19 protein-coding genes are annotated in these 19,913 nt (G+C 63.9%); 5 read left to right on the plus strand and 14 right to left on the minus strand.

Annotated elements, in window-relative coordinates; all coding sequences use genetic code 11:
• Positions 1-4: 4 nt before the first annotated feature.
• The 3 genes from ABMA59_RS28335 to ABMA59_RS28345 all read right to left on the minus strand — a co-directional run bounded on the left by ABMA59_RS28335 (position 5) and on the right by ABMA59_RS28345 (position 3,787).
• Positions 5-1,375, minus strand: a complete 1,371-nt coding sequence (locus ABMA59_RS28335; RefSeq protein ID WP_349008729.1) for a glutamine synthetase family protein — start codon at positions 1,373-1,375, stop codon at positions 5-7.
• Positions 1,376-1,457: 82 nt separating this feature from the next.
• Complete coding sequence (locus tag ABMA59_RS28340; RefSeq protein ID WP_349008730.1) at positions 1,458-2,954, minus strand: amino acid permease; 1,497 nt, start codon at positions 2,952-2,954, stop codon at positions 1,458-1,460.
• Between the two features lie 20 nt (positions 2,955-2,974).
• The gene (locus tag ABMA59_RS28345; RefSeq protein ID WP_349008731.1) at positions 2,975-3,787 is read right to left on the minus strand and encodes an N-formylglutamate amidohydrolase; all 813 of its coding nucleotides are present in this window, start codon (positions 3,785-3,787) and stop codon (positions 2,975-2,977) included.
• Between the two features lie 159 nt (positions 3,788-3,946).
• Between ABMA59_RS28345 and ABMA59_RS28350 the strand changes: the two genes are divergently transcribed.
• The 4 genes from ABMA59_RS28350 (at position 3,947) to ABMA59_RS28365 (ending at position 10,030) form a co-directional block, all read left to right on the plus strand.
• Positions 3,947-4,774, plus strand: coding sequence for a MurR/RpiR family transcriptional regulator (locus ABMA59_RS28350; protein ID WP_349008732.1), 828 nt, complete (start codon positions 3,947-3,949; stop codon positions 4,772-4,774).
• A gap of 238 nt (positions 4,775-5,012) precedes the next feature.
• Positions 5,013-6,176 carry an efflux RND transporter periplasmic adaptor subunit gene (locus ABMA59_RS28355; protein WP_349008733.1) on the plus strand — a complete coding sequence of 388 codons (1,164 nt, stop codon included), beginning with the start codon at positions 5,013-5,015 and terminating at the stop codon, positions 6,174-6,176.
• Positions 6,177-6,188: 12 nt separating this feature from the next.
• Positions 6,189-9,320, plus strand: coding sequence for an efflux RND transporter permease subunit (locus ABMA59_RS28360; protein ID WP_349008734.1), 3,132 nt, complete (start codon positions 6,189-6,191; stop codon positions 9,318-9,320).
• Between the two features lie 236 nt (positions 9,321-9,556).
• On the plus strand, positions 9,557-10,030 hold the full coding sequence (locus tag ABMA59_RS28365; RefSeq protein ID WP_349008735.1) for a MaoC family dehydratase: 474 nt from the start codon (positions 9,557-9,559) through the stop codon (positions 10,028-10,030).
• A 3-nt stretch (positions 10,031-10,033) separates the two neighbouring features.
• Here ABMA59_RS28365 and ABMA59_RS28370 read toward each other — a convergent pair whose 3' ends face one another.
• The 10 genes from ABMA59_RS28370 to ABMA59_RS28415 form a co-directional block, all read right to left on the minus strand.
• Positions 10,034-10,891 carry a hypothetical protein gene (locus tag ABMA59_RS28370; protein ID WP_349008736.1) on the minus strand — a complete coding sequence of 286 codons (858 nt, stop codon included), beginning with the start codon at positions 10,889-10,891 and terminating at the stop codon, positions 10,034-10,036.
• 65 nt (positions 10,892-10,956) lie between these two features.
• Positions 10,957-11,127: a hypothetical protein gene (locus ABMA59_RS28375; protein WP_349008737.1), complete on the minus strand. Its 171-nt coding sequence runs from the start codon at positions 11,125-11,127 to the stop codon at positions 10,957-10,959.
• A gap of 30 nt (positions 11,128-11,157) precedes the next feature.
• The gene (locus ABMA59_RS28380; RefSeq protein WP_349008738.1) at positions 11,158-11,757 is read right to left on the minus strand and encodes a cupin domain-containing protein; all 600 of its coding nucleotides are present in this window, start codon (positions 11,755-11,757) and stop codon (positions 11,158-11,160) included.
• Between the two features lie 155 nt (positions 11,758-11,912).
• A complete protein-coding gene (locus ABMA59_RS28385) occupies positions 11,913-12,482 on the minus strand; it encodes a sarcosine oxidase subunit gamma (protein WP_349008739.1) in 570 nt (189 codons plus the stop codon).
• Positions 12,475-15,468 (minus strand): sarcosine oxidase subunit alpha, encoded by a 2,994-nt coding sequence (locus ABMA59_RS28390; protein WP_349008740.1) that lies wholly within the window; start codon positions 15,466-15,468, stop codon positions 12,475-12,477. The genes ABMA59_RS28385 and ABMA59_RS28390 overlap by 8 nt, the downstream gene beginning before the upstream one ends.
• 217 nt (positions 15,469-15,685) lie before the next feature.
• The gene (locus tag ABMA59_RS28395; protein WP_349008741.1) at positions 15,686-15,979 is read right to left on the minus strand and encodes a sarcosine oxidase subunit delta; all 294 of its coding nucleotides are present in this window, start codon (positions 15,977-15,979) and stop codon (positions 15,686-15,688) included.
• Positions 15,980-15,995: 16 nt separating this feature from the next.
• Positions 15,996-16,415: a hypothetical protein gene (locus tag ABMA59_RS28400; protein WP_349008742.1), complete on the minus strand. Its 420-nt coding sequence runs from the start codon at positions 16,413-16,415 to the stop codon at positions 15,996-15,998.
• Positions 16,415-16,771: a hypothetical protein gene (locus ABMA59_RS28405; RefSeq protein ID WP_349008743.1), complete on the minus strand. Its 357-nt coding sequence runs from the start codon at positions 16,769-16,771 to the stop codon at positions 16,415-16,417. Before ABMA59_RS28405 ends, ABMA59_RS28400 begins: the two co-directional genes overlap by 1 nt.
• Positions 16,772-16,783: 12 nt before the next feature.
• Positions 16,784-18,037 (minus strand): sarcosine oxidase subunit beta, encoded by a 1,254-nt coding sequence (locus ABMA59_RS28410; RefSeq protein ID WP_349008744.1) that lies wholly within the window; start codon positions 18,035-18,037, stop codon positions 16,784-16,786.
• Positions 18,038-18,130: 93 nt separating this feature from the next.
• Positions 18,131-18,973: a hypothetical protein gene (locus tag ABMA59_RS28415; RefSeq protein WP_349008745.1), complete on the minus strand. Its 843-nt coding sequence runs from the start codon at positions 18,971-18,973 to the stop codon at positions 18,131-18,133.
• Positions 18,974-19,090: 117 nt separating this feature from the next.
• On the opposite strand from ABMA59_RS28415, the gene ABMA59_RS28420 reads away from it, so the two are divergent.
• Positions 19,091-19,498 carry an SET domain-containing protein gene (locus ABMA59_RS28420; RefSeq protein ID WP_349008746.1) on the plus strand — a complete coding sequence of 136 codons (408 nt, stop codon included), beginning with the start codon at positions 19,091-19,093 and terminating at the stop codon, positions 19,496-19,498.
• 8 nt (positions 19,499-19,506) lie between these two features.
• Here the strand turns inward: ABMA59_RS28420 and ABMA59_RS28425 are convergent, their stop codons facing one another.
• Positions 19,507-19,908: a GFA family protein gene (locus ABMA59_RS28425; RefSeq protein WP_484534585.1), complete on the minus strand. Its 402-nt coding sequence runs from the start codon at positions 19,906-19,908 to the stop codon at positions 19,507-19,509.
• Positions 19,909-19,913 lie beyond the last annotated feature (5 nt).

The following is a 19,913-nucleotide window of genomic DNA, read 5'->3' on the forward strand; positions in this document are numbered from 1 at the left end:
AAAGTCAGTACCGCTCAAACCCCCGGTGCAACTCCCAGTCGGTAATGCGGCGGTCGTATTCGAACTGCTCCCATTCGGCCGTGTGAACATAGTGCTCCAGCACTTCCGCGCCGAGCGCTTCCTTCAGCATCTTCGACTTGCCGAAGGCGGCGGTGGCGTCGCGCAGCGTCTTCGGGATCTCCGGCAGCCGCCCGGCGTGATAGACATCGCCCTCGAAGGGTTTCGCCAGTTCGAGCTTCTCGTCGATGCCCGCCAGCCCCGCCGCGATCAGCGCGGCGAAGGCCAGATACGGGTTCAAATCGGCGCCGCCCATGCGGCACTCGATACGGATGCCCTTCGAGCCCTCGCCGCAAAGGCGGAAGCTGGCCGTGCGGTTGTCGCGGCTCCAGGCGATGCGCGTCGGCGCCCAGGTCGCCACCTGGAAGCGCTTGTAGGAGTTGATGTAGGGCGCCAGCAGCAGCGTGATATCGCGTGCGTATTTGAGCTGGCCCGCCACCCACGAGCGCATCAGCGGCGTCATGGTGTGCTCGGCCTTCGGATCGAAGAACAGCGGCGTCTTGCCGTCGGCGCTCCACAGTGAGTTGTGCACGTGGCTGGAATTGCCGGCCATCGAATAGTTGTACTTCGCCATGAAGGTCAGAGACTTGCCAAGCCCGGCGGCGATCTCCTTGCAGCCGTTCTTCAGGATCGAATGGCGGTCCGCCATTTCCAGCGCCTCGGCATAGCGCACGTTGATCTCTTCCTGGCCCGGGCCCGCCTCGCCCTTGGAATTCTCGACCGGAATGCCGGCGGCTTCCATGTTGTTGCGGATTGCCCGCATCACCTCCTCTTCCTTGGTGGTGATGCCGATCAGATAGTCGCCGATGTAGGGCGAGGCGGTCGCAAGCCCGCTCCACTTCTTGGCGCGCGCCGAATCGTAGGTCTCCTCGAACAGGTAAAATTCAAGCTCGGAGGCCATGTAGGCCATCCAGCCACGCTCCTTCAGCCGCGCCACCTGCTTCTTCAGTATGGCGCGCGGCGAATGCGGCAGGTCCTCGTGATGGTGGTGGTCGAGGATATCGCACAGCACCAGCGCCGTCTTCTCCAGCCAGGGTATGCGGCGCAGCGTGTTCATGTCGGGCTTGAGCACGAAGTCGCCATAACCCTTCTGCCAGTTGGCGGCCTTGTAGCCCGGCACGACCTCCATATCGACGTCGACCGTCAGCAGGTAGTTGCAGCCATGCGTCTCCTCGTAACCGGATTCGACGAAAAACTTCGCCAGAAACCGCTTGCCGACCAGCCGGCCCTGCATGTCGACGGCGCAGGCGAGAACCGTGTCGATATCGCCCGCCGCGACATCCTTCTTGAGCTGATCGAAGGTGAGATTTCCGGCCATCTATTACTCCTGCCCTCGGGCAATTTGCTTGTCATGAAAACAGCCCGGCCGCCGTTACAGCCGGGCTGCGTTTCCAAATGGCTCACGCCTTGTGTTCGAGCGCGAATTCCTCTTCCGGCGACAGGATCAGCTTGTGCCGGCCGATCAGCGCGAAATACACGATGCCGATCGCGAACCAGATGATGACCCAGATGACGCCCTTGGAGAAGTTCGGATCCTGCACCTGATAAAGCAGAGTAACGACGCCGATGATGATGGTCAGCACCGCGCCGGGAATGCCGAGCGGGCTGCGGTACGGACGCGCGATGTGCGGCTGGTTCTTCCTGAGCAGGATGAACGATACGGCCTGCGCGATATAAGAGCACATGGCGCCGAACACCGCCATGTTGAGCAGCACCGAGCCGATCAGCGAACCCGCCGCGTCTCCGCCGAGCGCGAACCACATGGCCATCATGATCGCCAATCCGAGCACCGCACCGGCGATCATCGCCACATGCGGAGTCTTGTAGGTCGAGTGCGTCACCGACAGCGCGTTCGGGAAATAGCCGGCTCGCGCCAGCGAATAGACCTGCCGGCCCATCGCGAAGACGATGGTATGGAACGAGGCGATCAGGCCGATGAGCGCGACGAGGCCGAGGATGACCGCGCCGGAGTCGCCATAAATGGCGCGGAAACCGTCGAGCAGCGGCTCGCCGGACGAGCCGAGCTTGAACGAGCCGACGCCGATCACCGACGGATTGAGGAGCACGATCATGAAGGCCGAGACCATCAGCGTCAGCATGCCGGCGATGATGCCGCGCGGCATGTCGCGCTTGGGATCGACGGATTCCTCCGCCGCCAGCGGCAGTTGCTCGATCGCAAGGAACAGCCAGACGGCGAAGGGCAGCGTGGCGAGCACGCCGGAGAAGCCGAACGGGAAGTAGGAGCCGTTGCCTTCCGGCAGTTCCACCGCCGCGCCCGTTGCCGGGTCCGCGCCGATGTTCAGCGCCCAGCGCGAAAAGTCCATGTTGGGGATGGCGCTGATCCAGAACACCACCAGTACCGCCAGCGAGGCCAGCGTGACGATCAGCGTGACGCGGAACGACAACGCGACGCCGAACACGTTCAGGCACAGGAACGCGATGTAGGTGACGATCCACCAGATATAGGGCGGAATATCACCGCCGACGATACCGCCGACATAGGAGCCGATAAAGAAGGCGATGACGGCCGGCGTAACCACATATTCAACGTTCTCGCAAAGGCCGGTGATGAAGCCGCCCCACGGTCCCATCGCGGTGCGGGCGAAGGAATAGGCCGCGCCGGTATGCGGCAGGGCCGGGCTCATCTCGGCGATGCAGAATACCAGGCCGAGATACATGACTGCGATGATCATGCCGGCTACCAGCATGCCGCCCCAGCCACCGGTGGCAAAACCGAAATTCCATCCCGAGAAATGGCCTGATATGACCGCCCCTACGCCAAGCGCCCACAGGTGCCAGACATTGGCGTGGCGCACGAGTTCACGGCTTTCGAAATAGGATTTGTCACGCCTTTCATAGGCGACCCCTCCTGCTTCATGCTTTGTCGTACCGCTCATAACTTCGTTCCCCTTTTTTGTCAGTTTGCCGCCTGGACCGGCCGACCGTTCCGCTGCGGTCGGAGGGTCCGGTCCTCCGGCCTGAGGTGGGAGAGAATGCCCGCCAGCATTTCCGCCCATTTCCGCTGCTGGACTTGTTTTTTGATTTCGTCGTTGCGGATTTCGATCATGGCGCAGGGAATGCCCCGCGCCCGTGCATGGCGTTCGAGCGTGTAGTAGACGCGGTCGGCCGGCGAATAGGGTTCGTTGACGCCGACCGTCAGGCCGGAAACCGCACGCAGCCCGTCGATCAATGGCGCGGCCAGCCGCTCGTCATCGTCATGGATGATGCCGATTTCCCATGGCCGCGAGATGCCTTTGTAGACCGGCGTGAAGGAATGGACCGTAACCAGCCAGCTTTCCAGGCCCGCGCGTTCGCGCCGGTCGATGAGGTCGTCGATCGCCGCATGGAACGGCTGGTGCGCCAGCGCGATGCGGGCGCGGCGCTCCTCGGCATTCAGGCCGGCATTGCCGGGAATTCGCGTCGTCTCGCTGATTTCGGGAATGAGGTCGGGAGCATCTGCCGGCCGGTTGCAGTCGATCACCAGCCGCGAGATCGCGGAAGCCACCAGCGGGGCGTCAAGCATTTCGGCCATGCGCTGCGCGACGGGAAGCGCGCCGGGATCCCAGGCGATGTGCCGCTCGAACTCAGCCGGATCGAGACCGAGCGAGCCGTAGTCGGCGGGAATGAAATTGGAAGCATGGTCGCAGGCAAGCACGATCCGTCCCCGGCCCAAGCCGTTGAACACATCCACCGGCTGCCTCGGCGCGGCTGTTGCGCTCGCCTTTCCCATTCGTCGGCAGTCCCCCGGAGCGGTGTATCGAAAATTACTTTGCCTATTTCATTTCGCTCCTATGGATGATTTCATACGGAACGAGGGGCTTTGTCAAACGGGTTTTGGCGGACGCTGCGGTGCATCCACGCCGGCGCGCCGCGAAGGGAGGGTCGAAGCATGGGCACCAGCGTCGCCGAGTTGATCGCCGACCGCATCGGAGACATGCCCGCCGGCGAAAGGCGCGCCGCGCAGACGCTGGTTGGGAACTATCCGGTGATCGGCCTGAAGACCGTCGCCGATTTTTCAGCAACGGCAGGCGTGAGTTCGCCCACCATCCTGCGTTTCGTCTCCCGCCTCGGTTTCCAGAACTATCCGGAGTTCCAGGCCGCCCTTCAGGACGAACTTGCCGAGCAATTGCAATCGCCTGCCATTCGCGCCGGCGCGCCGGCACGCACCGAAACAGGCAGCGCCTCGCCCATGGTCGAGGCGACGCTCGACAACATCCGCGAGACCTTCCGCCATCTATCCGCCAGGCAGTTGGACGACATCGTCGCTCTCCTCGCCAGCCGGCGCTCCAGCGTCTACCTGATCGGAGGGCGTTTCACGGATCCCATCGCCCGCTACATGGCGGCGCATCTCGCCATCGTGCGCCCCGGCGTCTTTCACCTTACCGGTCAGGAAAGCAACTGGCGCGACCGCCTCATCGACATGGGCAAGCGCGACGTTCTGCTGGTCTTCGACATCCGCCGTTACCAGGACAGCCTGCTGCGCTTCGCCGAGAAGGCCAACCAGCGCGGGGTGCAGATCGTTCTGTTCACCGACCAGTGGCTATCGCCTATCTCGCGTTTCGCCCGCCACGTCATTCCCGGCCGTACCGGCGTACCGTCGCCCTGGGATTCGTCCGCCGCGTTGATGGTGGTGGCCGAAACCTTGATCGGCGGACTGACCAGGGCCCTTGAAACCGATGGCGCCCGGCGCATCCGCGAGATGGAAAACCTCCGATAGGCGTTGCCCGACCTCAAGCTATTGCACTGCAACATTTTTTGGGTGCGGCGCGGCGCGCGATGCGGCACAACGCTGCAAACCTTACACAAATTTAATGAGAATTCGCCGCCACGATCTGGCACACAGCCTCAAATCGGCGCCACTTGCGTGCTGTCGATTGGTTGATTTCGTATTTACACGGTGACGGTGTAAGTTTTTGCGCCTCCCGCGTTCATGGCGCTCGGGTCCGGGGTAACGAATGTCGGTCTGGAAACAGCTTGTCCTTGCCGTCGTGGTTCTGGCCGCGGCGGCTGCGGCCTGGGTGAAATTTTTCCCCGGCTCGGACCGCGTGCTGGCTTCCTGGGGCATCGAATGGGCCGTGGCCGCAACGCCGAAGCCGGAAGCCGCGAGCCCCCGGCAAGGCAATGGCCAGCGATCCGGCACGGGTCAGCGCACGCTGGTGGTTGCCGATGCGGTGGGCACCGCCACCATCAACGACCGGCTTCAGGCGATCGGCACCGGCCGCGCCAACGCCACCGTGACGGTCAACCCCTATACCGCAGGCAGGCTGACAGCCTTCCTCGTCCAGTCCGGCGCCCATATCGACAAGGGCCAGGTCATCGCGACGCTCGATTCCGACACCGAGGAGATCGCGCTGGAGCGCGCCAAGATCGCCCGCGACGATTCCGCCGCCAAGGTCGCGCGCATGGAGGCGCTGCGTAAATCCAACGCCGTCACCGCGGTGCAGCTTACCGAAGCGCAGTTGGAGCTTCGCAACGGCGACCTCGCCGTTCACGACGCGCAACTGGCGCTCGACCGCCGCTCGGTGATCTCGCCGATCGCCGGCGTCGTCGGCATCCTGCCGATCGAGGCCGGCAACTACGTCACCAGCCAGTCGGCCATCGCCACGGTCGACGACCGCTCCTCGATTCTGGTCGATTTCTGGGTTCCGGAGCGATTTGCATCCGCGGTCAAGGTCGGCGCCGCGATTTCGGCGACGCCGCTCGCCAACCCCAAGGACAGCTATGACGGCGCTGTCTCGGCGATCGACAACCGTATCGACGACAAGAGCCGCACGCTGTGGGTGCAGGCGCGTATCGCCAATCCCGCGGATTCGCTGCGCGCCGGCATGTCGTTCCAGGTCTCCATGCAGTTCCCCGGCGACACCTATCCCGCCGTCAGTCCGTTGGCCGTTCTGTGGGGCACCGACGGCGCCTTCGTCTGGACCGTCAAGGACGGCAAGGTCGAGCGCATGCCGGTGCGCATCATCCAGCGCAACACCGAGACCGTCCTCGTCGAGGCTCCCTTGCAGGCCGGCGAGATGGTGGTGACGGAAGGCGTACAGAGCGTGCGCGAGGGCAGTTCCGTGCGCATCGCTGGACAGGAAGAACAGCCGCAAGCGGCTGACGCCAGCGGGTCCTGACGGGAGCACTTGATGAGCGACGTCGACAGCAACAAGGCCGACAACAGCTTCACCGCGCTCTTCATCCGCCGGCCCGTTCTGGCCCTGGTCTTGAATGTTCTGATCGCCGTCGCCGGTCTCGCCGCCTTCTACGGCGTCGAGATCCGCGAACTGCCGGATGTCGACCGCGCCGTCATCACCGTCAACACCGACTTCGAAGGCGCAGCCGCCGAAACCGTCGACCGCGAGCTGACCGACGTCATCGAGGGCGCCGTCGCCCGCGTCTCCGGCGTCAAGTCGATCTCGTCGACCTCCTCCTTTGGCCGCAGCCGCGTCACCATCGAGTTCAACGACGGCGTCGACCTGAACGTCGCCGCTTCGGACGTGCGCGATGCCGTCGGCCGCGTGTCGAACGCCATGCCCGACGATGCCGACCCGCCGCGCATCGTCAAGGCCGACGCCAATTCAGACGCCGTCATGCGGCTCGCCGTCACCTCCGAGACCATGTCCATCCAGGACATGACGGTTTTCGTGCAGGACCAGATCGAGGACACGCTGGCCGCCGTCCCCGGCGTCGCCGACGTCCAGGTCTACGGCGACCGCGACAAGATTTTCCGCATCGACGTCGACCAGTCGAAGCTCGCCAGCCAGGGCTACACGGTGGCCGACCTGCGCCGGGCGCTCGCCTCCGTCGCCTTCGACAGCCCGTCCGGTTCGATCACCACCAACAACCAGGACCTGATCGTCCGCACCACGGCCGACGTCACCACGCCGGAGGAATTCGAGGCAATCGTGATTGGCGGCGACACCCATGTCCGCGACGTCGCGACCGTCACGCTCGGCCCCGACATAGGCCAGTCGACGCTGCGCTCAGACGGCAAGACCGGCATCGGCATGGGCATCGTGCGCCAGGCCGAATCCAACACGCTCGACATTTCCGAGGGCGTGAAGGCGGTTGTTGCCCAGATTCAGAAGAGCCTGCCGGAAGGCATGAACATCAAGATCACCAGCGACGACGCCGTCTTCGTCGAGGGCGCGGTGCACGAGGTCGAGATCGCGCTGATCCTTTCCGTGTCGATCGTGCTGATCGTCATCTATGTCTTCCTGCTCGACTGGCGAGCCACGCTGATCCCCGGCCTGTCGATGCCCGTCGCCATGATCGGCACCATCGCCACCATCTATCTGGCCGGCTTCTCCATCAACATCCTGACGCTGCTCGCTCTGGTGCTTGCCACCGGCCTCGTCGTCGACGACGCCATCGTGGTGCTGGAAAACATCGTGCGCCGCCGCAACGAGGGCATGGGCCCGCGCGCCGCCGCCGTGCTCGGCACGCAGGAAGTGTTTTTCGCCGTCATTGCCACCACGGCGACGCTGGTCGCGGTGTTCGTGCCGATCTCCTTCCTGCCGGGTCAGGCCGGCGGCCTGTTCCGCGAGTTCGGCTTCGTGCTCGCCATGTCGGTGCTGCTCTCCTGCGTCGTGGCGCTCACGCTCTGCCCGATGCTGGCGTCCCGCATGCTGACGGCCCACGCGCTGCACCATGAAGGCGCCGGCGGCATTGGTGGCCGCATCGGTTCGGCGCTGGGCACGCTCTACCGCCGCTGCCTGCATGCATGCCTCGACGCGCCGCTGATCGTCGTGCTGGTCGCGGTGCTGTTCGCCGGCGCCGCCTTCTCGCTGTTCGGCACCATCCGCCAGGAACTGACCCCGGTCGAGGACCGCTCCGCCGTGCTGCTGCGCATCAACGCGCCGCAGGGCGTCAGCCTCGACTATACCACCCAGCAGATGCGCCGCATCGAGGAGCTGATCCAGCCCCTGCGCGATTCCGGCGAGATCATCAGCACCTTTGAGAACGCCGGCCAGAACGGCCAGTACAATTCCGGCTTCATGGTGATGACGCTCGCCCCCTGGGACCAGCGCGAGCGCAGCCAGCAGCAGATCATGGCCGACGTGTCGCGCCTCGTCCGCGAAGTGCCCAGCGTCCGCGTCTTCCCGGTGCAGCCGAACAGCCTCGGCATCCGTGGCGCCGGCAACGGCCTGCAATTCGCACTCGTCGGCAACGACCGCCAGAAGCTGAGCGAGGCCGCCGTCCAGATCATCGACAAGATGCAGCAGGACCCGCGCTTCCAGCAGGCGCGGCTGTCCGTGGATCCGACCCAGCCGCAGCTTGCCGTCGCCATCGACCGCGAGCGCGCCTCCGACCTGGGCATCGACATCACCGGCCTTGCGGCGACCCAGCAGGCCATGCTCGACGGCAACGACATAGGCGACGTCTATATCGGCGACCGCGCCTATGGCGTGAAGCTTGTCTCCACCACCAATCCGATCAACGACCCGACCGATCTCGAGAACATCTACCTGAAGACCGGTGATGGGCGCTATGTGCCGGTCTCGACCATCGCGACGCTCACCGAACGCGCCGTGCCGCCCTCGCTGACGCGCGAGCAGCAGCAGCCGTCCGTCGCCATCACCTCGAACCTGCGCGAGGATTTCGCGCTCGGTGACGCCCTGCACGCGGCCGAGCAGATCGCCGCGCCGCTGATGCCGCCGGGCAGCCGCATCGTGCCGCTCGCCGAGGCCGCGACGCTGGGCGAAACCAACAGCGGCATGATCACCATTTTCGGCTTCGCGCTGGTCATCATCCTGCTGGTTCTCGCCGCCCAGTTCGAGAGCTTCATGAGCGCCATCATCATCATGGCGACCGTGCCGCTGGGTCTTGCCTGCGCGATCTTCGCGCTCATCCTCACGGGAACCAGCCTCAACGCCTACAGCCAGATCGGCCTGGTTCTGCTGGTCGGCGTCATGGCCAAGAACGGCATCCTGATCGTCGAATTCGCCAACCAGCTTCGCGACCACGGCGCCTCCGTGCGCGAGGCCATCGAAAAGGCCTCCAACATACGGCTGCGCCCGGTGATGATGACCATGATCTGCACGGTGCTCGGCGGCGTGCCGCTGGTCCTGGCCAGCGGCGCCGGCGCCGAGGCCCGCGTCGCGCTGGGCTGGGTCATCGTCGGCGGCCTCGGGCTAGCCACCGTGTCGACGCTGTTCCTGACCCCGGTCGCCTACCTGCTGCTCGGCCGCTTCATCACGCCGAAGGTGCATGAGGAAGCGCGGCTGAAGCGCGAACTCCAGGAAGCCGCTTACATCCAGGCCGAGGCGGCGGAGTAGTGGGTGTTTTCCCTCCCCCTTGAGGGGAGGGTGCCGAGCGAAGCGAGGTGGGTGGGGTCCAGGCGGACGCACTCGACCTCGCGCCGGTCCTTGCCGCCCCATCACCCTTCCGGGGATAAAAGGTAGCTGTCCCCGGCCTTGACGTCGATCGGCCTTGGACTTCATCGCTGCGATTGATTATCAGTGCGCGCTTTCAGGCGCCGGCCAACCGCGGCGCCCATCGGAGAGCGGCAAGCGTGAACCCAATCACCCTCGATCAGGCCCTATCCGGCGTCGGCCAGGAAGCCGGCATTTCGCCCTGGCGCATCGTCACCCAGGAAATGATCGACAAGTTCGCCGACGCCACCGACGATCACCAGTTCATCCACTGCGACCCCGAACGGGCGGCAAAAGAAACCACCTTCGGCGGCACCATCGCCCACGGCTTCCTGACGCTGTCGCTGCTGTCGGCCATGGCCTTCGAGACCATCCCGAGGATCGACGGCGCCGACATCGGCATCAACCAGGGGTTCGACACGCTGCGTTTCGTCGCCCCAGTCAAGACCGGCGCGCGCATCCGTAGCCGCTTCGTGCTGGCGAAAATCAAGGCCCGCCCGTCCGGCTGGATCGAGATCGCGCATGACGTGACCATCGAGATCGAGGGATCGCTGAAGCCTGCGCTGACCGCCCGCTGGCTGACGCTAGCGTTCATCCAGCCGGAGGAGGCTTAAGGCTCAACGCCAGAAACGCCACCACGGCTTTCGAGATTCGAGCGCTCGTTCGCCGAATTCATCTGTTTTTTCCCGCCAAACGAAGTCGCTTGACCTTGGCTCGCCGCGCGCAAAGGCCAACAAGATGGTCTTCGCGCTTTCGTTGCTAAGCCGCTCGTTCGCACGGATCGAGAAATGAGTGCCATGGCCGGGAATGGTGATGGTGGCATTGGAGCCTGATGTTCGCAGCCCTGCTACCCAATGGCCGAACCCGCCATCGAAGTACTCGCGCCATTCCGCGGTAATCGCATCCTTGCCGCCGCCGGCCTGAGCATAGCGGCCATTGCTGTGCGACAGTATCAGAAAGCCCGGTCCTGCGGCAGGATCGAGCCAGTCGACTGCGGCTTCGATGAGAGGCGACGACGGCGAGTTGAAGGCCGGCTGCCCTTCGAGCGTTAATGTGAGTTCGGGAAAGACTTCGGATTTAGGCGGTCCTCCCTCGGGAGGAAACCAAATTTCGCCGTCAGCCGCACTGACATTGAAGAACCCCACGCCATGCTTGACCGCCAGAGCCCGGACCGACGTGTAGGCACGGTCGGCCTCTGACCATCTGAAACCGGCGTATATGACTGACCGGCCGATACTATAGTCGGTTACGCTCGGACTATCGTCCTCCAAAAGATCGGAAGCGCTCGGGCCGTTTAGGTCCGGAAAATCCAATTGCATCTCGCCGTACCACGCCGATAGTCCGGGCGTCGTAACGGCCGTGTCATCGTATCTGTGATCCTCCGACCATTCGGTCTGCTCCTCGTACCAGTCGAGGAAAGCCTGGCGGACTCGCGGCGCGTCGGCCGGTGCAAAGACCATGAGATCGTAGCTCATCGCGTACCCCGCACAAACGACGCCTTTGGCCGCGACGCTGTCCCTTCCGGTATTGTCCTGTCGGTTTACCGTTTCTTGCCCGGCCCACCCGGTATGGCCGTCGATGTCACCGAAACCGGATCACTGGCAGGGAAAGAATCCTCAAGCCCCTCCTCGAGTTCCTGTTCGAGAGCGTCATCATCGTCCGGCCGGTCTTCCGGCGGCTGTTCGTCCTTGGGCGGTTTGGGCGTGCTCATCCCGGCACTATGACATGTCGGACAACAACATCAAGGTTTTGCCGCCCCCGGCTTTGCCTGCCGTCGGCTTCGCGGCGGCATCGCGAGCCGATAACCCTTGAGCAGTGCGACCGGACTCAATGCGGCGAACAGCAGCTTCTGGAACCAGACCGGGATGCCGTGGCCATAGGCATGCCCGCGGAATGCATGCAGCGCCTGGGCCTGCAGAAGCAGGGGCGGCTCGCCCCTGGCGTCGTACCAGGACGGATTGTCGGCAACGTTCATCGACATGTTGAGGAACAGGCGCAGGAAATCGTGGCCGGGCCGGAACTTTGCGGTGAACAGCGTCTCGCCGTCATGACCGTTGCGGAACAGATGCGGCGTGCCGCGCGTCACGATGAGACGCTCCCCGGGCCCGAGCATCCGCCACGCGCCGGCGACCATGATCCGCAGCATGCCGCGCTGCACGATGAACTCCTCGTCGGCATTCGGATGCAGGTGCTGCCGCCCGGTTCCCGTCAGCATCCCGCCCCGTTCGAGGAAGACATCGAACCGAACCTCTTCCGCCCCATCGTCCATATGGGTGAAGATGAAGGTTTCACCGTTGAAGCGGTTGCGAATCCGCGTACCGGCAGGCGGAAGCGGTGGCATAACGAAATCCCTGCGGCACATGGGCAAGCGCAGTCGGCGGCGCTTCCCGAGCGCCATAACCATCATAGCAAGGAATGAGACGCCGTCGAACCGCCTGGCAGGTCAGTTTCTACATGGGCGCGGCAAATCGCCGGATCGCCCGGTTCTTGACGGCGCTACGCAACCGCGTCCCCCGCCGCCTCGACCAAAAAGTCGTGCACATAGTCGGAAAACGACCGCCAGCATTCGACCCGGAACGCATCCTCGCCAGTCCTGAGCAGCACGATCTCGACTTTTCCGAGGACGGTGCGCGAGCACGCCCCGACCGGAAAGACTTCCAGCGAGATATCTTGCGGGCAGCCGGCGTTGAGCGTCGCCTCAGCACCTGCCCCGGAGACCGAAAAAGCGACGTTGCGGTGCGACACGCCGACCGCCGAATGCAGGTCCTTGACCCCGACACAATCGGTCAGCGGGTCGCCGGTCTGGTCGATCACCAGCCACTCGTCCGGCCCGAGCCACAGCGCCGTGCGCCCGCCCGACGCGGCGGACGTCTTCGGCTTCGTCGGCAAGTCGAGACCGAGCACCTTGGACAGTGCTGCGACCGACGCGGCAGGCGCGCGCAGCGAAATCCGCTCCGCCGGCGGCAGCACGGCAAGCCGTACCGCGCCGATGTGGAATTCGCGCCCGGCCAGAGCGGGTTTTCGCGACACCCCGCCGGAAGAAACCTTGGCTGCAGCCTTAGCCATTGAGGCGTTCTCCCTTCGGATCGTAGAAGACCATGCCCGTCACCTCGACCTCGATCGCCCGGTCCGGCATCGGCACGTATAGCGTTTCGCCCATGCGCGACTTGCCGTCGACGACCAGCGCCAGCGCGATCGAATGGCCGCAATTCTGCGACCAGTAGCTCGACGTGACATGGCCGATCATCGTCATCGGCACCTGCTGCTTCGGATCGGCAACGATCTGCGCACCCTCCTCAAGCACCACCTTCGGGTCCTTGGCCTTCAACCCGACAAGCTGCTTGCGCCCCGGCGCAACCAGATCGGGCCGCGTCAGGCCGCGTATGCCGACGAAATCCTTCTTCTTCTTGCCGATCGCCCAGTCGACGCTGGCGTCTGCCGGAGTCACCGTGCCGTCCGTATCCTGGCCGACGATGATGTAGCCTTTTTCGGCGCGCAGCACGTGCATCGCCTCGGTACCGTAGGCGCAGGCGCCGTGCTTCCGGCCTTCCGCCCAAAGCGCTTCCCACACCGCCTCGCCAAAATCGGCCGGCACATTGACCTCGAAACCACGATCGCCGGTGAAGGACATGCGGAACAGTCGCGTCGGCACGCCGCAGATCTTTCCTTCACGCACCGACATATGCGGCATTGCCTCGTCCGACATGTCGATGCCCTCGACCAGCGGCGCAATGATGTCCCGGCTCTTCGGCCCCTGCACGGCGATGACCGCCCACTGTTCGGAAATCGAAGTCAGCCAGACGTTGAGATGCGGGAACTCGGTCTGGAGGTAGTCCTCCATCATGTTCATCACCCGAGCAGCGCCGCCGGTGGTCGTGGTGACATGGAAACGGTCCGGCGCCAGCCGTCCGACCACGCCGTCGTCATAGATAAAACCGTCCTCGCGCAGCATGATGCCGTAGCGGCAGCGCCCAGCATCCAGCCGCTCCCACGGATTGGTGTAGAGCAGTTCCATGAACTTCGCCGCGTCCGGCCCGACCACCTCGATCTTGCCTAGCGTCGAGGCGTCGAACAGGCCGGCGGCGGTGCGCACCGTCACGCATTCGCGGTTGACGGCCGCATGCATGTCCTCGCCGGCGCGCGGGAAATACCAGGCGCGCTTCCACTGCCCGACATCCTCGAACACCGCGCCGTTGCGCTCCGCCCAGGGGTGGATCGCGGTGCGCCGCGTCGGATCGAACAGCTTTCCCTTGGCGTGGCCGACGATCGAGCCGAACGTCACCGGCGTATAGGGTGCGCGGAACGTCGTCAGCCCGACCTCGGGGATCGGCTTGCCCAACGTCTCGGCGGCGATGGCCAGCCCGTGCATGTTGGAAGTCTTGCCCTGGTCGGTCGCCATGCCGTTGGTGGTGAAGCGCTTCACATGCTCGATTGAGCGCATGCCCTCATGCACCGCCTGGCGGATGTCCTTGGCCGTCACGTCGTTCTGGAAGTCGATGAACGCCTTTACCGTCGTGCCCACGCCGGCGCCCGGCCCGTCGCCCAGCATGGAGCCTGCCCAGGTCTCGCCCGCCTCGACCTTGATTTTTTCCGTCTTGAAGCCCTTGGCGCCAGAATCCCTCGCCGCCTTCTCGCCGGCACCAAAAGCCTCGGCGATGGTCGCCTCCAGCCCGTCGGTGCCGTTGCAGGCGCCGACCGACACGCAATCCTGCGCATAGGTGCCAGGCAGGAAACGCTTCGTCGCCTCGTCGAACGCCACTTTGCCGCGTGATTGCGAGAAGAGATGCACCGAGGGCGTCCAGCCCGAGGAGGTCAGCAGCGCATCGATGGCCACGGTGCGCCCGCCGCCGCCATTCTTCGGCGCGATGGTCATGGAGGTGACGCGCAGCTTGCCGCCCACCTTGGTCACGGCGCGGCCGTGGTTGATCTCGATGCCGAGCGCCCGCGCCTCGTCCACCGCCGGCCCGCTCGGATTGTCGCGCAGGTCGACTATGCCGGCGATGCCTATGCCCGCCTTCTTCAAGTCGATCGCCGCGTAATAGGCGGAATCGTTCGCCGTGTAGACGCCGACGTTTTTGCCGACCGCCACGCCGTAATGGTTGAGATAGGTTCGCGCCGCCGAGGCCAGCATCACGCCCGGCCGGTCGTTGTCGGAAAACACCATGTGCCGCTCGATCGCCCCGGTCGCCAGCACGACACGTTTCGCACGCACCTGCCACAGCCTTTCGCGCGGCGCGTTCCTGTCCGGCTTCGCCAGATGGTCGGTGACGCGCTCCACCAGCCCGACGAAATTCTGCGCGTAGTAGCCGAACGCGGTCGTGCGCGGCAAAAGCTGCACATTGTCCATGTCAGCCAATTTCGCGACCGCCGCCTGCGCCCAGGTAAAACCGTCCACGCCGTCGATTTTCGCACCCGCCTCGTAGCGCAGCGCGCCGCCGAACGCCGCCTGCTCGTCGGCGAGGATGACGCGCACGCCGCTCTCCGCCGCCGCAAGGGCCGCCGCCAGGCCCGCCGCGCCGCCGCCGAGGATAAGCACCTCGCAATGCGCGAAGCGCGACGCATAATGATCCGGATCGGCCTGGTCGGGCGAAACACCAAGCCCCGCCGCCTCCCGGATTTTCGGCTCGTAAAGTTTCTTCCAGGCAGCCTTCGGCCACATGAAGGTCTTGTAGTAAAAACCGGCCGAAAACATCGGCGACGCTAGGTCGTTCACCGCGCCCACATCGAAGGAGAGCGACGGCCAGCGGTTCTGCGAGACCGCCGCCAGCCCGTCATAGAGTTCCTGCACAGTGGCGCGCACATTCGGCGTCTTGCGCGACGCATCGCGCTCGACGCCGACCAGCGCATTGGGCTCCTCCGCGCCGGCCGAAAGTATGCCACGCGGCCTATGGTATTTGAAGGAGCGACCCGCGAGATGCACGCCATTGGCGAGCAGTGCCGATGCCAGCGTATCGCCGGCCAGTCCCGAAAAATGCTTCCCGTCGAAGGTGAAGCGCGCGGTCTTCGCCGGCGTCAGCCGCCCGGCGCCGGATATGCGGAAGGGCTCGGTCATGCGGCACCCGCAATTGTCTGGTCTGAAAGGCGCCCTAAGCTACCCCCCTCTGTCCTGCCGGACATCTCCCCCTCAAGGGGGGAGATTCGCAGCTTCATCGAAACCGCCCTCCTTGCAACGCCGGCGATTGGCGAAACCCAAGCAGCTTGGGCAATCTCCCCCCTTGAGGGGGAGATGTCCGGCAGGACAGAGGGGGGTGGGACGGAGTGCGCCATCATCACTTCGAAGCCTCCGCGATGTCAGGCTTTCCCTCGCCCGCTCTGTAGGTCGTCAAGAACCTGTCGCTCACCGTGTTGCGCGCCGCGTTGAAGAAGCGCCCGCAGCCATGCACGTGCCGCCAGCGCTCGAACACGACCCCCTTCGGGTTCGAGCGGATGAAGAAGAACTTTTCGAACTCCTCGTCGGAGATCGCGGCGATGTCGGGCGAGCGGGCGACATGCGCCTCGCCTGCATGCCGGAATTCGAGTTCCGGGCGCTCTTCCTCGCAATAGGGGCAGCGGATGAGAAGCATGTTTTTCGGTCGCCGTTTAGAGGTCTTCGGTTTCGGGCGCCTGCCCGGCATTGTCGCAAAGTTCCCGGCCCATGCGCTCGTAGGGCGCCAGCCTTTTGATCAGCGTCTCCAGCGAGTCCCACGGCGCATAAAGCTCGCGGTTGTCGGCGGTCGCGAAATAGGCCATCGGGTTGGCCGTCACCACGACGCTTCGCGGCAGCGTCATGTTGCCGAACGTGCCCATCTCCTCAGCCGTCAGAATCTCGCTGAAGAAAACGTAGCGCTGCCCCTGCATCTCGACGCGGGTCAGCTCGCCCTCGTCGATCGAGAAGGGCCATTCATGCTCCGTCTCGCCTTTCCGGATAACCACCTCCGGGAAGGTGCTGATGAGTTGCACCGTGCTCGTAGCCATCGCCGGAGTCGACGCCGCAAGCGCTGAAATTGCCAGCGCCAGCATCACGCCGTACCTCCGGTCACGCCTTTCGCTGCGAGCTTATCCAGCACGCGTCGGTCGTCCGTAATCAGGAAAATGAACCGATAGAGGCCCACCTTAAACATGTGCTCGGCCTGCGGGTTGTCGAACATCCGAGCCAAAAACATACGTGTTCCAACTCTCGGCATCACACCAAACCACCCAAGACAAATAAACGAAACGATCGCCAGCAACGGAAAAAGAGCCTCAAAGATTAACTGGATTTTCGAAGTCGCAAGGCCAAAGTAGAAAAGAACTGCATTGAGAATGGCGACTAGGAACACGCCAACCAGAGCAGCCAGCCCTATTTTGACAAAGGATATGTTCTGCTTCCTGGTCACCCGCACCACGCCTCAATGCGCCACCGCCGCCGCGGCCGCCTCGTCGATCAGCCGGCCGGTCCTGAACCGCTCCAGCGTGAACGGCGCGTTGATCCTGTGCGGCTCGTCGCGGGCGATAGTGTGGGCAAAGACGTGGCCCGACCCCGGCGTCGCCTTGAAGCCGCCCGTGCCCCAGCCGCAATTGACGTAAAGCCCTTTCACCGGCGTCTTCGCCAGGATCGGCGAGCGGTCCGGCGTCACGTCGACGATGCCGCCCCACGAGCGCAGCATCTTCATGCGCCCGAAAATCGGGAACATCTCGCAGATGGCGTCGAGCGTATGGTTCAGGATGTGCAGCCCGCCGGTCTGCGAATAGGAGGTGTACTGGTCCGTGCCGGCGCCGATCACCAGCTCGCCCTTGTCGGATTGCGAGATATAGGCGTGCACGGTGTTGGACATCACCACGCAGGGGAAGATCGGCTTGACCGGCTCCGACACCAGCGCCTGCAGCGGGTAGCTCTCCAGCGGCATCCGAACCCCGGCCATGTCCATCAGCACGGATGTATGCCCGGCTGCCACCACCCCGACTTTCTTCGCCCCGATGAAACCCTTCGACGTCTCGACGCCAGTCACGCCGCCGTCCGGCGAGCGGCGGATGGCCGTGACCTCGCAATTCTGGATGATGTGGACGCCGCGCGCATTGGCCCCGCGCGCATAACCCCAGGCGACCGCATCGTGACGCGCCGTGCCGCCGCGCCGCTGCAAGGTCGCGCCCATCACCGGATAGCGCGCCTCACGCGAAATATTGAGCGGCGGACAAAAGTCCTTGGCCTGCTCCGGCGTCAGCCACTCATTGTCGATGCCGTTCAGCCGATTGGCATGCACGTGCCGCTTCAGTACCTGCACGTCATGAACATTGTGCGCCAGCATCATCACGCCGCGCGCCGAATACATGACGTTGTAGTTGAGGTCCTGCGAAAGCCCGTCCCACAGTTTTACCGCGTGGTCGTAGATGCCGGCCGACTCGTCATAGAGATAGTTGGAGCGGATGATGGTCGTGTTGCGGCCGGTGTTGCCGCCGCCCAGCCAGCCCTTTTCCAGCACCGCGACATTGGTGACGCCGTGCTCCTTGGCGAGGTAATAAGCGGTCGCCAGCCCGTGCCCGCCGGCGCCGACGATGATCACATCGTATTCTGGCCTAGGCTCCGGCGACGACCACTGCTCCGGCCAGCCCTTGTGGCCGCGCATGGCCTCGCGGGCGATGGCGAATACCGAGTATTTTTTCACGTTCCAGAGCCCGCCATGACCATCGGAAGGAGTTTTCGCGCCGGCTTTTCATGCGCCCGGCCCGCGAGATGTACCACTAGCGAAAACGCGCTGTCACCCTTGCGCTGATTGCGACGGGCCTTGCCGCTTTGCGCCACGGCTTCGCTCAGCCAGTCCTGAGTTCTCCACCCGCCCAAATTCGGCGCTGATTGGAATGGCATGCATTTGAAAGGCGCTTGAAACGAATTCGCACGGTTCGGAATCGCCAGTCTCCAGGACAATCTCGGCAAACCTTTCGTCTATGATGCTGCGCGGCCTCAACGCCATGCCTGCCGCGAATAATCTAACGCCAGCCTCGGAATGGCCTACCATCCGCTGGAGCTCTACCTCGGTCACTCGCATAGACCAGCGCAACGTTTCGCTGATCTCGGCATACATCGAGTCCGGCCGTTGTGACGCGGCATTCCTAATCGCTGCGGCCAACTGCTTGGACCTGGCAAGACGCACGAACTGAACCATGCGCCATCGCACGCCCTTGAAAGGATCTTCGAGATGCTGGAAAAGTTTCCCCAGAACATCGCCGTCCTGGGATGTCGTGCAACTCGTCAACGCACCTATCGCATTGAAGCGGATGCCCACATTCGCGCAATCTATGAGAACGGCGATCTCCGGGGTTAATGCCCGCGCCCGCCATCCCAGCTCATTCGCCAGAAATGCGCCTCTGCTAACCACCTCATCTGAGGATGAAATCAACAGCGGGCGCAGGTTCTCGATCGGGAAGTCTTTGTAGAAATGGCTGTAGGCATCCCATATCAATTTGCCCACACCCTCAGCCTCGGGGTCGAGCAGCGCTTCAATCATGTTTTGGGGGGTCATTTCGAAAGGGTGGCGCGTCCACCCGCGAGTTTTTGACACGTAAGCGATAGCTGCGCTGGTCAAAAGCGTGAAGCTGAGCAACGCTCACTTCTGCGCGTTTGCCTCCTCCTCCACCTCCCGCAAATCACCCTTGATAATTTCACAGGATGGTCAATCTCTGCGTTTACCAAACGGCGCAAAGGGAGAGGCGCGAATCGCATGATGCAGGTGCATACTTACGTGGCGGCGAGCGGCATCGAGGGTGTCGGCGTCTTCACCGCCGAGCCGATCGGCAAGGGGGCGGTCGTCTGGGCCTTCGACGAAATGTTCGACCGGCTCATTCCGGTCGACGAGTACGAGCAGGCGCGGCCGCTGATAAAGGATTTTTTGGACAAATATTCCTACCCCAGCCCCGACCATCCCGGCTTTCTCGTCTACGAGACCGACAATGGCCGCTTCATGAACCACACCGACACGCCGAACCTCGACTTTTCCGATTTCGGCGGCGCACGTGCCTTGCGCGACATCGCGGCGGGCGAGGAACTCACCTGCGACTACGGCGATTTTTATCCGCATTTCGAGCTTATGCCGGGCGGAGCGCAAGTGGTCGCACAGGCTGGCGAATAGCGACCGACTCAGCCAGGAAGCCCATCGATCTTCGGTACTTCCTCCAGCCGCTCGTCCCACTCTGCCCTGCTCGCGCAGCAGATATGCGCGTTCGGCTTAATAGGGACCGCGCTATCGAGGCTGCCGGCAGGCGCGACTACAAAACCGTCCTGGACTCTCGGGAGAGCCGAGCCGCATTCGCTGCAAAAGCTCTTTTCGTGGCGGGTTGCGGGAATACTGTAGGTCTTGACCCTGTCCTGCCCCGACAGCCAGGTAATCTCCGCCTTCGACGAAAACAGATTGGCCGCATGGGCCGATCCCGTATCCTTCCGGCACCGCGAACAATGGCAAAGGAAAAAACTCTCGAACGCTCCCGAAATCCGGAAGCTGACAGCGCCGCACTGGCAACTGCCGGTCATTGTCGGGACCATCGATA

Origin of the sequence: Mesorhizobium yinganensis (assembly GCF_040081985.1) — a bacterium.
Lineage (GTDB): Bacteria > Pseudomonadota > Alphaproteobacteria > Rhizobiales > Rhizobiaceae > Kumtagia > Kumtagia yinganensis.

What these genes read in the sequence shown, in the direction of transcription:
- ABMA59_RS28425 (WP_484534585.1), bottom strand. Translation starts at nt 19,908, where the DNA reads ATGGTCCCGACAATGACCGGCAGTTGCCAGTGCGGCGCTGTCAGCTTC.
- ABMA59_RS28360 (WP_349008734.1), top strand. Translation starts at nt 6,189, where the DNA reads ATGAGCGACGTCGACAGCAACAAGGCCGACAACAGCTTCACCGCGCTC.
- ABMA59_RS28380 (WP_349008738.1), bottom strand. Translation starts at nt 11,757, where the DNA reads ATGCCACCGCTTCCGCCTGCCGGTACGCGGATTCGCAACCGCTTCAAC.
- ABMA59_RS28395 (WP_349008741.1), bottom strand. Translation starts at nt 15,979, where the DNA reads ATGCTTCTCATCCGCTGCCCCTATTGCGAGGAAGAGCGCCCGGAACTC.
- ABMA59_RS28420 (WP_349008746.1), top strand. Translation starts at nt 19,091, where the DNA reads ATGATGCAGGTGCATACTTACGTGGCGGCGAGCGGCATCGAGGGTGTC.
- ABMA59_RS28345 (WP_349008731.1), bottom strand. Translation starts at nt 3,787, where the DNA reads ATGGGAAAGGCGAGCGCAACAGCCGCGCCGAGGCAGCCGGTGGATGTG.
- ABMA59_RS28335 (WP_349008729.1), bottom strand. Translation starts at nt 1,375, where the DNA reads ATGGCCGGAAATCTCACCTTCGATCAGCTCAAGAAGGATGTCGCGGCG.
- ABMA59_RS28375 (WP_349008737.1), bottom strand. Translation starts at nt 11,127, where the DNA reads ATGAGCACGCCCAAACCGCCCAAGGACGAACAGCCGCCGGAAGACCGG.
- ABMA59_RS28390 (WP_349008740.1), bottom strand. Translation starts at nt 15,468, where the DNA reads ATGACCGAGCCCTTCCGCATATCCGGCGCCGGGCGGCTGACGCCGGCG.
- ABMA59_RS28355 (WP_349008733.1), top strand. Translation starts at nt 5,013, where the DNA reads ATGTCGGTCTGGAAACAGCTTGTCCTTGCCGTCGTGGTTCTGGCCGCG.
- ABMA59_RS28400 (WP_349008742.1), bottom strand. Translation starts at nt 16,415, where the DNA reads ATGCTGGCGCTGGCAATTTCAGCGCTTGCGGCGTCGACTCCGGCGATG.
- ABMA59_RS28340 (WP_349008730.1), bottom strand. Translation starts at nt 2,954, where the DNA reads ATGAGCGGTACGACAAAGCATGAAGCAGGAGGGGTCGCCTATGAAAGG.
- ABMA59_RS28370 (WP_349008736.1), bottom strand. Translation starts at nt 10,891, where the DNA reads ATGAGCTACGATCTCATGGTCTTTGCACCGGCCGACGCGCCGCGAGTC.
- ABMA59_RS28350 (WP_349008732.1), top strand. Translation starts at nt 3,947, where the DNA reads ATGGGCACCAGCGTCGCCGAGTTGATCGCCGACCGCATCGGAGACATG.
- ABMA59_RS28385 (WP_349008739.1), bottom strand. Translation starts at nt 12,482, where the DNA reads ATGGCTAAGGCTGCAGCCAAGGTTTCTTCCGGCGGGGTGTCGCGAAAA.